We start from the raw sequence: 11,409 nt of genomic DNA on the forward strand, positions 1-11,409 counted from the left end.
ATTATACGAAGCAATCTGCAATTAGACGAATTTCTGAAGTTGGCCCGGCCACCTGAATATAGTTTCAGCTTGGTAGAAATCGGATTTTGGCATCAAATATGCAACATCGCGGGTTGGTCGCCCAATTTGTTGCCGATTCGAAAACCAGAGGACAGGGGTTGCGGAGTGGCGTGGGGCAAGCGGCGGTCAGGCCGTGAAACGATTTGTACAGTGAGACAAGCGGGCTGTGCTTGGCTCGCTGTACAAATCGCGGCAAGCATTTAGACGCGCAGGTGAGCAAAGCGAGCGCACGGCTAAATGCTTAGGCGTAAAACACGCGCTTTTTGCGTGGTTGGAGCCGGCCGCACTGCCTGCGCCGCCGCTTGCCCCACGCCGCGCAGCAGCCCCTGTCCGGCCTCCACGGACTATTGTAAATTAATTGTAAAAGCTTAGAAAAGCGCTTGCAATTTAATTGCGTACGGTGTATTCTACAATTGTTCTCCGGCATAGGGGCAAGGGTAAGCGAAGGCCAAGCTTGCAGAACGCCGCACCCCGCAACGGGTCGTCTGGAAGCGCGAGTGGTTCGCGCTTTGACCCGCTCGTCCAGAGCGACAGCGCGCTGTTCGCTGTGAAGCCTAGGCTTAACCGCCAGGCAAATAAAGGACGTACTACAGATGATTTGCTCGACGGGTAACCGCCGGGTACTTAAACCAACGCGGCGTTACCGCTGATCTCACGCCGCGTTGCGTAAATCGCCAAAAGCCACGATGGCAGCTCGCCAATCGTGCTTTTGTTATGCAATCAAGGCAACCCGGCACCTCAGCCATTGCGCTTAGGCGCCTTTTTTTGCGTGCGCGCAGCAAATGAAGTTAATTCGTTCAATTAATGGTAGCGTATTCAAAACGTTGCGGCGGCGACGCGAAGGCTTAACCACTTCGTCACGAATCTGTAACAGGCCTTTGTTACACTGTTCACTAGAAACTAAGAGGAGCGAACAAGCAATGAAACTGATGAAGACCGTTACCGTACTGGCAGCCGCCACCGTTCTTGCCGTTGTTGGGGTAAGCACCCAATCTGTCAGCGCTGATTCAATCAGCGATGCCAAAAGCGCATTAACCACCAAGCAAACTGAGTCCAGCGCTTTGCAGCAACAACTGCAACAAGCGCAAGACGCCGTCACCAAGATCAACGGCCAAGCCGAAGCCAAAGCTGTCGCAATCCAAAAAGCTCAAGCGCAGATCAAATCCGCCACGGCTAAAGTCGCCAGCTACAACAAGCAAATCGACCAAGCCCAACAAGAAGTCAAAGCGCGCACGACCACGATGAAGAAACAACTGCGCTCTTTGCAAAAGGAAATCGGCGATTCCGCTACCGGTAACATTTACATCGATTTCATTCTCAACGCGCATGATTTATCCGATGCCGTTGACCGCTCCTTCACGGTGCATAAGCTTAACAACGCTAACCAAGAAGCTTTAGCAGAAGTCCAAGCGGCCACCAGCAAGCTCAGCGACTTAAAGCAAGCCGCCGCTGATAATAAAGCCGATTTGGTCCAAGCCGAAGCCAAATTGGAAACCGAACGCGATCAAATCAAGTCCTTAGCAGCAGATGCTTCGGCTAAGCAAGCGGCTTTGCAAAAGCAAATCGACGCCAACAAAGATGCCGTTGCTGCTTTGCAAGGCAACATTGCCAAAGCCAACGCCACGGCTAAAGCCGCTGCCACCAAAGCAGCGCAACAAGCCGCAGCCAGCACCAAAAAAGCTGCCACTGCGACACCAATCAAGCAAGCAACTGCTACAGCCGCAGCTGTTGCGCCAAAGCCTGCTGCCACGCCAAGTTACACCGGCAGCGGTTCGCTTGGCGGCATCGTCGGGGTTGCCGAACAATTCATTGGTGTGCCATATGTTTACGGCGGGATGAGCCCAAGCGGTTTTGACTGCTCTGGCTTAGTCGCTTATGCAGCCGCTAAAGTCGGCATCAGCTTGCCGCATAATGCTGCAGCGCAATCCTCAATGGGTCACAGTGTTTCCATGTCTGCTTTGCAGCCAGGCGACTTGCTGTTTTGGGGCGGGGTCGGCTCTGCCGGCCACGTGGCCATTTACATCGGCGGCGGCAGCTACGTTCACGCCCCGCAACCAGGTGAAAGTGTGACGATTCAGAAGATGGCTTACTACGCGCCAAACTTTGCCCGTCGCTTGTAATTAAAATCATCAGTTTGCCGCGGGAAACCGCGGTTTTTTGATTTTTAAGATGCTATACTATTAGCAAAAGGGGAAAAGAGGCGGAACATGGCATATAGTGTGATCGGAGCAAGTTATCAACAAGGCAGCTTGGCGGTGTTTCACGCCGGCTTGGAAGACGAGTTGTTGCCGACTTTTGCACAAGCGTCGAAGAAGGCTTTGCATTTGTTGATCCAAGAGCTTGCCGTTAGTACCTTACCGGACATCCACGAGCTGCATGATCAAGTGGTGGCATATGCCCAGCACGGCAAGGCAGATATGCATGGGTTGAATGCGGCAACTGGCGATGAATTGACCGCCAGCTGGTATGCCGATGACCATTTTGTCATCAGCGTGATGGATCAAACCGAAGCCTTCCAGCTGCACTTGGAAGTGGTGGCACAAGTGGAGGAGAATGTTGAAGCATAGATTGATCGTGATCACTGGCGAGACTGGCACGGGCAAAACGACGGTCAGCCGCTACTTAACCGAACAATACGACATTCAGCGCGTGATGACGCACACCACGCGGCCTAAGCGCTGCAACGAAGTCGAAGGGGTGGATTACGCCTTCGAAACACCGGAAAGCTTCGCGCAAAACCACTACATTGAGGACGTGACTTATGCCGGCTACCAATACGGCAGCTCATATGAGTCGCTGTATGCGGTGTGGCAGCATGCCGCTTTTGCCAGCATTGTCTTGGATACCAAAGGCGCGGTAACATACGCGCAAACGCTGGGGCCGGCGGTGTGCACGCTGTTTTTGACCATTGAAGATCCCAGCATCTTGAAAAAGCGCTTGTTGGCGCGCGGCGACGATCCGGCAATGGTGCAGCAGCGCTTAGCCAGTCCAGAATATCAGCGCGACTTGTTGCTGCCAGATGAATTGAAGGCCACAGCGACGGTGATCGCCAATGATGATTGGACAGTCGCCAAGCACAATATCGACCGTTTCATGAAGGATCTGGCGTTAGCGGTGGCTGGTATTCACCGCTGAATTATGATACAGTGAGGACAATTCAGGAAAGGGGTGGTCGCATGTCGAATGCAACCATTGCATTGGCGCGCATGAAGCAAAACGGCATGCGTGTCACCAAGCAGCGTCGCGATTTGGTGGCATATTTGGATGATCATGCTGATAGTTACGTGACGGTGACCAGCATCGATGCGTATATGCGCGGGCGCTATCCTGGCTTGTCGCATGATACGATTTATCGTAACGTCAAAGAATTCGAGAAGCTGGGCATCTTAGAGTCTGAAGTCCAAGATGAGCAGGCAATCGTGAAGTTGCAGTGTGACTACAACCACCCGCATCATCATCATTTCATTTGTACCAATTGCCACCGCGTGCAAGAGTTGCAAATGTGTCCAATGGATTTCTTCGAGAATCAAGTCCCAGGTGCCAAAATCGCCAGCCATAACTTCGAGTTATACGGCTTATGTGCAGAATGTGCCGCTAAACAGGCACAATAATTTCCAAAACCACGAGCGGCTTAGTTCGTGGTTTTTTGATTGGTGAAAGGGACAGGCAGGTGTTGCTGCACGGCGTGGGGCAAGCGGCGGCGCAGGCAGCGCGCGTTTTCTGCCTAAGAATCGAGCCCGGCGCTCGCTGCGCTCACCTTGCCTGGCTCGATTCTTGCCGCGATCAGTACCCAAAGCCAAGCAAAGCCCGCTTGTCTTTGGGTGCTGATCGTTTCGCGGCCTGACCGCCGCTTGCCCCACGCCGCTTCGCAACACCTGCCCTACATCTTCGGTTTTATGTTAGAATTCTGGTCATGGATCGGTTGAGGAATGTTCAGCATTATCCCAAACCTGCGATGTGATAATTGTGTGTCTAAAAGCGACTGTGGTGCAGGCAGGTGGGTGCGACGTTAACGACGCGATGTTTCACTAAACTAGCCAATTACCGCGTTGTAACAGGTTTAGTTTTAGCAGCCAGATACATTCTAACCCGAAACAAACTTGGTTAAGGAATCGTCGAAGATTGGTGGAATTCGTTGGATCGATCACATGTTGATCAATGACGGCTATCATCAACGAAGGACTAGTGAAGCGGAGCGTCGTGGGGCCAGCAAGGCGGTCAGGCCGTGAAACGATCAGCGTTGTGAGACAAGCGGTTTGTGCTTGTCTCACAACGCTGATCGCGGCAAGTTATGAGACAGGCAGGTGAGCGCAGCGAGCGCCTGGCTCATAACTTAGGTGGAAAACGCGCGCTCCTCAGCGCGGTTGGAACCGGCCGCACCGCCTGCGCCGCCTTGCTGGCCCCACGGCGCGCAGCTTCACTGGTCCGGCCCTTGTGACTGAGCGCAATTCTTCGGCGATTTTTGAATTTTCTTAAGGCCGCCTTAAGGTGCAATGCGGTACAATTTAGTCATCATGTTTTTTTGAGAGGAGTTGCAATCATGGCTTATCGAACCGCGCCATTAGTTTCACCAGCCGCGATCGTTTCGATCATTATCTTCGTTGCCGGGTTCAACGTCATCAACACGACCGTCAACCCCAGCGCCAAGCCGAAGTCTGCAGCAGACCAAAGTGCGTTGATTTCCAAACAAAAGGCGGCCACGGCAAGCAGCGTTTCCAAACCCAGTGCGCCAAGTGCTAAGCCTAAAGCCTCATCCAGCAGTGCTGAATCAGCGTCTACAGATTCAAGTCCCCAAGCGCAAAGCAGCTCAGCTGACAACAAGCAAGATCAAACCCAGCAGAATGCCCAATCGGCTTCTTCTGCTTCTGGCGCCACTGATCAAACCACCACTGGCAACACCGACAAATCTGATGCTGCCAGCGGCCAAGATACCACAGCCAACAGCAGCAGCGCCCAAAGCGCCAAGGATACTGGTGACACCACTGACGCTGCCAAAGCTTCCAGCGCCCAAACCACCAGCACCACGACCACGGGACAATAGGAGGCAACCATGTTAACAGCGTTAGATATTTTGAATCGGTTGTTGAGCTACTTCAACATCCAAGACAAAGCCAAAGGCAAAGCCTTCACCGTCGTGGCCTTCGTGGCGAATTTCTATTTGTTATACGCCGCGATCCAAGGGTTGCGCTTTAGCGGATATCGGCTGCAAGGCACCGCGTTTCTGATCGGTTTTCTGATCTTGGAATATTTCATTGTGTTGAATTTCTTCTACTATTACACGGACAAGCAGTTGAAATACGACATTTCACCGAAAGTCGAGAAGCTCTTAGGCGGCAATCAGGCGCAACTCAAAGCAGCTGAATCCAAGTTGGCGCAAAATAACTTGGCGACTGCCGCGTCTGGCTTGTATCAAGACGAGAAATTGTTGCCGACAGTGGTGACCATCAGCCCCAGTCAACAAGTTAACTTGGATCATTTAGTTGACCACTTGATCGCCGGCGGGCACTTGGCAGCCAATTATTCCGGCTTGGATGACCACGCGATCATGCGCGTGATCCAGAAGTCGCACAAGCCGGTGGCAGCCATTGGCGCGCTGGTGGAGCTGCCGTTTTATGAACTGCGGCAAACCAGCGGCAGCGTGGAAGTTTTCGCCGGGGTCAATGCCTTGCAAACTGCCAGTATCGCCACGGTTTCGCGGGTGGGCTTATTGCCAGTCAAAGAAGCGCAAGCGCAATATCATTTAGTCGCCGCGCATGTGTATCTCACCGGCGGGCAAAGCAAGCAAATGGGGCGCCGGACTTTGATCACCAAAGAAGCCCCATACAGTGTCACCGTGCAGTTGGCTTATTCGACCAAGCAAACCGCACCACAAGACAACCGTCGCTGATGACAGCGGCGGTTTTTTTCTGTGAAAAAATAAATATTTTCTGCATAAAAAATCAGCTTCAGGCCAAGAGAAAACCCGCTATTAACGGCATTTGGGGCCATGTGATACCAGCGCGGCGGCTTGGGAGACAAAGATTTGGATAGACCCAGACAGGACAGTGGTGATTATTTAGTGGACAAGATGAGTGAAAAATGATAAATTATTCATAATCACGAAACTGTTGCAAGAACATTCATCGCGTCCTTTAAGCCCGCTATCATGTTGCCTTGTCTAAACAGGCGTGGTGCTACCAGTCACACGCCGACAAGCCTCTGGGTTGTCGCGCGATTCAACCATATAAGGAGGGATCACGATGTCGATGATCGAATTTCACGATGTCGAGAAATACTACGGCAAGTTCCATGCGCTTAAGAACATTAATCTGACCATCGATCGCGGCGAGGTCGTTACCATTATCGGCCCGTCCGGTTCAGGGAAGAGTACCTTATTGCGCACCATCAATGGCTTAGAACGGGTCCAATCCGGACAGCTGATCGTCAACGACTTCGACTTGGCCGACAAACACACCGATATGAACAAGATCCGCAAGAACGTCGGGATGGTGTTCCAACATTTTAACCTATATGCTAACAAAACGGTGATGCAAAACATCACCTTGGCGCCGACTTTGGTGCTTAAGCGCAACAGCGAAGAAGTGCATGAGGATGCCTTGAAGCTCTTAGACCAAGTGGGCTTGCGCGACAAGGCAGATTCTTATCCTTCTGCGTTGTCTGGCGGGCAGAAACAGCGCATCGCCATTGCGCGCTCTTTGGCGATGAAGCCTAAAGCCATTTTGTTTGACGAACCGACTTCAGCGCTTGATCCAGAAACCATCGGTGATGTGTTGGATGTGATGCAAGACATTGCCCAAGGCGGCATGACCATGGCGGTGGTGACCCATGAAATGGGCTTTGCCCGGCATGTTGGCGATCGCATCGTGTTTATGGCAGACGGGCAGATCTTAGAAGACTCCAGTGACGTTGGCGCCTTCTTCGACCATCCGCAGGAACCGCGCGCTCAGGAGTTCTTGTCTAAGATCATCAACCACTAAGGAGGCAGCTATGAGAACAAAACGCATCCTGCCATTTCTGATCGCGCTGTTGGGGCTGGTGGTGTTCACATCCGGTTGCGGTAAGTCCTTGGCTGATCAAGACGTGCTTGAACACGCCAAGCAAACCGACACGATTGTTTGGGGCGTGAAAGCCGACACGCGCTTGTTTGGGTTGATGAATACCAAAACCGGCAAGATCGAAGGCTTTGATATCGACATGGCCAAGGCCATTACCAAGCAGATTTTAGGCCCCAAAGGCAAAGCTCAACTGGTGCAAGTCACCAGTGACACCCGCGTGCCGATGTTAAAAGGCGGCAACATCGATGCCATCATCGCCACCATGACCATCACCCCGGATCGGCTGAAAGTCTTGAATTTCTCCAAGCCGTATTTCAACGCTGGGCAATCATTGCTGGTGAAGAAAGGCAGCCCGATCCATTCGGTCAAAGACTTGAAGCAAGGCGACAAAGTCATCGGCGTGCAAGGCTCAACGTCGGTTGACAACATCAAGAAAGCCGCCCCGCAAGCCACTGTGTTGCAACTGTCAGACTACGCGCAAGCCTTCACGGCGCTTAAATCCGGCCAAGGCTTGGCGGTGACCACAGATAACGGGATCTTGTATGGGATGTCCAAACAAGATAAGCGTTATGTGGTCGTCGGCGGCACCTTCACCAAAGAACCTTATGGCATCGCCATTAACAAAGGCCAAACCAACATGACCAACGCCGTGGATAACGCGGTGGCTGAATTGCGCAAGAACGGCACTTATGAGAAGTTGATCAACAAGTGGTTCGGCGACATTCCAGGCTTTGATATCAAGGAGGTGGAGTAGATGTTTACCATTCTTGTCAATAACTTCCCGACCTTGCTTTCCGGGCTTGGCTACACCTTGTTGAGTTCAATCATTGCCTTGATCGGCAGTTTGATCATCGGGACCATCTTTGCCTTGCTGGAGATCTCGCCGTATCGACCACTGCAGGTGATTGGGCGCATTTATGTGGAAATCGTCCGCAATATCCCGTTGTTGGTCATTACCATGGCCTTTTATGTGATCGTGCCGACGTATGTCACTGAAATTGACGGCTTCACCGCCGGCACTATTGGCTTAACGATTTACACCAGTGCCTTCATTGCCGAAACCATTCGTGCCGGGATCGAATCCGTGCCGGTGGGGCAAATGGAAGGGGCGCGTTCTAACGGCTTAACTTATGCCCAAGCGATGACGCATATCATTTTCCCACAGGCGATTAAGATCGTGATCCCGCCGTTGGGCAACCAATTCATCAACTTGGTGAAGAACTCATCGATCCTGGCCTTCGTGGCTGGCTTTGACTTGATGTACCAAGGCAAGATCATCGCCAATGCGACTTTCAATACCTTCGATACTTACTTGGCAGTCGGCTTGTTGTATCTGATCTTGACCTTGCCGCTGTCGTATTTCATGCGTTATCTCGAGAAGAAATGGGCCGTCGCCTAGAAAGGAGGCCAAGTGATGCAAAACTTTATTGATGCATATTCACAAGTTAATATTTCGTATCTGCTTCAAGGCCTTTGGGTGACGCTTGAAGTTTCGGTGACGTCGATTTTCTTCAGCTTCATCATCGGGACCTTGCTTGGCGTGGCACGTTACGTTAACGTCAAGATCTTCTCGGCAGTCGTGGGCTTTATCATCGATATCATCAGAAACCTGCCGCTGCTGTTGATCTTGTTCTTCACTTACTTTGCCTTGCCGAACATTGGCGTGCGTCTGCCAGTGATCCCAGCGTCGATCGTGGCGATGACGGTGTTTGAATCGGCGATGTTAGCCGAAATCGTGCGCTCCGGGATCAACTCGGTGCCGATTGGGCAAATGGAAGCTGCCCGCTCTAACGGCTTGTCGTACACGCAAGCAATGGTCCATATCATCTTGCCGCAAGCCTTCAAGGCGATGATCCCGCCGATCGTGTCGCAGTTCATTTCCTTGGTCAAAGATACCAGCTTGGCGACGATCATCTTGTTGCCGGAATTGACCTACCACGCGCAGATCATTTACGGCCAAAACATCAACTATATGATTCCCATGTTTGTCGCGTTGGCCTTCTTATACTTCATCGTCAACTACGCGCTGTCGGTGATTTCACGAATGATCAACAAGCGTTTATCATCTGGCGTTCGCTAGACCAATTGCTTCAGCCGGCCGCTGCTGTCTGTTTTTACAGGCGCAGCGGCCGGCTGTTTTATTACCCAGATCGGTGGGTAATTATACAGATAATGGATAGATATACGAAAATATATTTTAATATACGCAAACGCTGACAGGGGAATTTAAGTTCACAAAATGTGCGATAACGTGATGCATGCCGTGAAGAAAGCTGGTAACAGCACGCACTATGATGTGACACCATGTTGTTGAAAACACGTGATAATGGCGTTTTAATTGGGTAATCCCATTGATATATTGTTATTTAAATAATGTGACCAGTGGCAATGATGGCGAGAAAGACTGTGCTGGCGATGTTTTCATGCTGATTTCAGTGTACCCATTAGATTTCGGCGTTATATTGCTAAATATGGGTTACTAATCTGGAAAATGTATGATATGTTGGAATAGTATAAATATTACGTTGGGGGAAATTCAATATGAAACGAAGCTTTCTTATCGGCAGCGCACTTTTCGCCGCAGCGCTGGCCACGACTTTAGCAACCAATTCGGTTAATGCGGCTGATGGAGATAAAACCAGCACAAGTGATCTGTTAAAAACTTCAAATGCAACATTGTCGGTGGAAGATAATGATTCTGATCACGGCAAGCTGGTTTTGACTGAGGTGCCAAGTTTTGATTTTGGCAAGCCTGAGCTGAGTAATTTGATCAGTACTGGCTTTACTTCTGAGGATAAAGCCGGTTCAGGTTCTTTAACGGTTAAGGATTTAACTGGGACAAGCAAAGGCTGGAACATCACAGCAAGGTTGAGTACGTTTACGCATGAGACAGAAACCACCAATACTTTAGATAAAGGGACTTTGACTTTGTCTGCTTCGGCACCGAAATGGAACACGAACTCTGCTGAAGTTACTGGAATTGACGCGGTGAAGGGTACCCTCAATGTCGGCGGTGATGCAGTTGGCGTTCAAAAAGCACAGCCTAAATTTGGTCAAGGTACGACTGAAACGAATCCGGTTAACGGCAAGCTGGTGATTCCTGCAACAGCTACAGCAACTACAGGGGTTTATACTGCTACGATTACCTGGACGTTGGGGTCGGGCCAAACACCTGAAGCTGCACCTGCGACTGATTCTGTACAAGACAATTAATCATACGTTCATTCCCGCCTCTCGCCGCATAGGCCGGGGCGGGATTTTTCTTGGAAAGCCAAATAAGGAGACATGATGCGAAAGAAAGTATGGCTGGCCTTGGTGGGCTTGGTGTTGATGCTCATGCTATTGCCAAGCCACCAAGTGCAAGCAACTGGCGCCAGCTTCACGATCAAACCGGAGCTGACCAATGCGCAAAGCAAACAAGCCGGCTATTATGAATTAATGGTCAAGCCCAACCAACGCGTACAATTGGCGATGACGGTGTCAAACGTCACCGATTCACGCAAAACAATCAAAGTCAGCGTGGCAGATGCCTACACCGGCAACAATGGGACGATTGGCTATGATCCAGGCGGCCCGCGTGATGATTCAGCCAAATACCGCTTGTCGCAGTTGGCTGGCAAGCCGGTTAAAGTTACGTTAGCCGGCGGGCAAACCAAGCGCGTGGCTTTCAACTTGCAAATCCCGAAAAACGGCTTTGCCGGTGAATTAGTCGGCAGTGTATACGCAATCGATACAGCATCATACGGGGATGACAAAGGCCAAAGCATGGCGATCAAGAACAAGTTTGCCATGTATTCGGCAATCGTGATGCGGGTCAGTTCGCAATACGTGCGCCCAGCCCTTAAGCTGCCGAAGTTGGACCTTGGCATGCAAGACGGGCAAGCGGCCGTATTGGCCACTTTGCAGAACATTAAGCCGGAAATGTTTGGCAAAATGTCGATTAATGCTAAAGTGTATAAAGATGGCGGCGCTAAGCCGGTATTAACGCGCAAAGTCAGCGATTACGCCATGGCGCCGAATTCGCATTTCGTCTATGGCATCTATTCCAAGCACGCTTTTGCCGCAGGAAATTATCAACTGGATCTGGTGGCGAAGTCTGGCAGCCGCACTTGGCACTTCAAGCGTACGATCCATGTCAGCCAAGCCAAAGCCGAGCAGGTCAACAAAGCCGCCAGCCTCAAAATGGCTAATCAAGTGCCATGGTGGCTGATTGCATTGATCGTGCTGTTGGTGTTGATCATTGTGTTGTTGGTGGTATTGTTGTTCAAGCGGCGCAAACACGCCGATCAGTAAA

At 51.1% G+C, this 11,409-nt stretch carries 12 protein-coding genes; all 12 read left to right on the plus strand.

Going from position 1 to position 11,409, the window contains the following annotated elements; all coding sequences use genetic code 11:
- Nucleotides 1-980: 980 nt before the first annotated feature.
- Nucleotides 981-2,180, plus strand: a complete 1,200-nt coding sequence (locus tag ACGG90_RS03985) for a C40 family peptidase (protein ID WP_390406143.1) — start codon at nucleotides 981-983, stop codon at nucleotides 2,178-2,180.
- Nucleotides 2,181-2,267: 87 nt separating this feature from the next.
- Entirely contained in the window at nucleotides 2,268-2,627 is a 360-nt protein-coding gene (locus ACGG90_RS03990) for a hypothetical protein (RefSeq protein WP_390406145.1), read from the plus strand.
- Entirely contained in the window at nucleotides 2,614-3,195 is a 582-nt protein-coding gene (locus ACGG90_RS03995; protein ID WP_390406148.1) for an AAA family ATPase, read from the plus strand. Before ACGG90_RS03990 ends, ACGG90_RS03995 begins: the two co-directional genes overlap by 14 nt.
- Before the next feature lie 41 nt (nucleotides 3,196-3,236).
- The gene (locus ACGG90_RS04000; RefSeq protein ID WP_390406151.1) at nucleotides 3,237-3,671 is read left to right on the plus strand and encodes a Fur family transcriptional regulator; all 435 of its coding nucleotides are present in this window, start codon (nucleotides 3,237-3,239) and stop codon (nucleotides 3,669-3,671) included.
- A 929-nt stretch (nucleotides 3,672-4,600) separates the two neighbouring features.
- Nucleotides 4,601-5,101: a hypothetical protein gene (locus ACGG90_RS04005; protein WP_390406153.1), complete on the plus strand. Its 501-nt coding sequence runs from the start codon at nucleotides 4,601-4,603 to the stop codon at nucleotides 5,099-5,101.
- A 9-nt stretch (nucleotides 5,102-5,110) separates the two neighbouring features.
- Entirely contained in the window at nucleotides 5,111-5,947 is an 837-nt protein-coding gene (locus ACGG90_RS04010) for a DUF6681 family protein (RefSeq protein ID WP_390406156.1), read from the plus strand.
- Between the two features lie 352 nt (nucleotides 5,948-6,299).
- Nucleotides 6,300-7,037 (plus strand): amino acid ABC transporter ATP-binding protein, encoded by a 738-nt coding sequence (locus ACGG90_RS04015; protein ID WP_390406158.1) that lies wholly within the window; start codon nucleotides 6,300-6,302, stop codon nucleotides 7,035-7,037.
- Nucleotides 7,038-7,047: 10 nt separating this feature from the next.
- The gene (locus tag ACGG90_RS04020) at nucleotides 7,048-7,869 is read left to right on the plus strand and encodes a glutamate ABC transporter substrate-binding protein (protein ID WP_390406161.1); all 822 of its coding nucleotides are present in this window, start codon (nucleotides 7,048-7,050) and stop codon (nucleotides 7,867-7,869) included.
- Nucleotides 7,870-8,514, plus strand: coding sequence for an amino acid ABC transporter permease (locus ACGG90_RS04025; RefSeq protein ID WP_390406164.1), 645 nt, complete (start codon nucleotides 7,870-7,872; stop codon nucleotides 8,512-8,514). It begins immediately after the preceding gene.
- A gap of 15 nt (nucleotides 8,515-8,529) precedes the next feature.
- Nucleotides 8,530-9,195, plus strand: coding sequence for an amino acid ABC transporter permease (locus tag ACGG90_RS04030; RefSeq protein ID WP_390406167.1), 666 nt, complete (start codon nucleotides 8,530-8,532; stop codon nucleotides 9,193-9,195).
- 461 nt (nucleotides 9,196-9,656) lie between these two features.
- The gene (locus tag ACGG90_RS04035; protein WP_390406169.1) at nucleotides 9,657-10,328 is read left to right on the plus strand and encodes a WxL domain-containing protein; all 672 of its coding nucleotides are present in this window, start codon (nucleotides 9,657-9,659) and stop codon (nucleotides 10,326-10,328) included.
- A gap of 75 nt (nucleotides 10,329-10,403) precedes the next feature.
- Nucleotides 10,404-11,408 carry a DUF916 and DUF3324 domain-containing protein gene (locus tag ACGG90_RS04040; protein WP_390406172.1) on the plus strand — a complete coding sequence of 335 codons (1,005 nt, stop codon included), beginning with the start codon at nucleotides 10,404-10,406 and terminating at the stop codon, nucleotides 11,406-11,408.
- Nucleotide 11,409: the final 1 nt, after the last annotated feature.

It is taken from the genome of Lacticaseibacillus jixiensis (assembly GCF_042847315.1).
GTDB classification, from domain to species: Bacteria; Bacillota; Bacilli; order Lactobacillales; family Lactobacillaceae; genus Lacticaseibacillus; species Lacticaseibacillus jixiensis.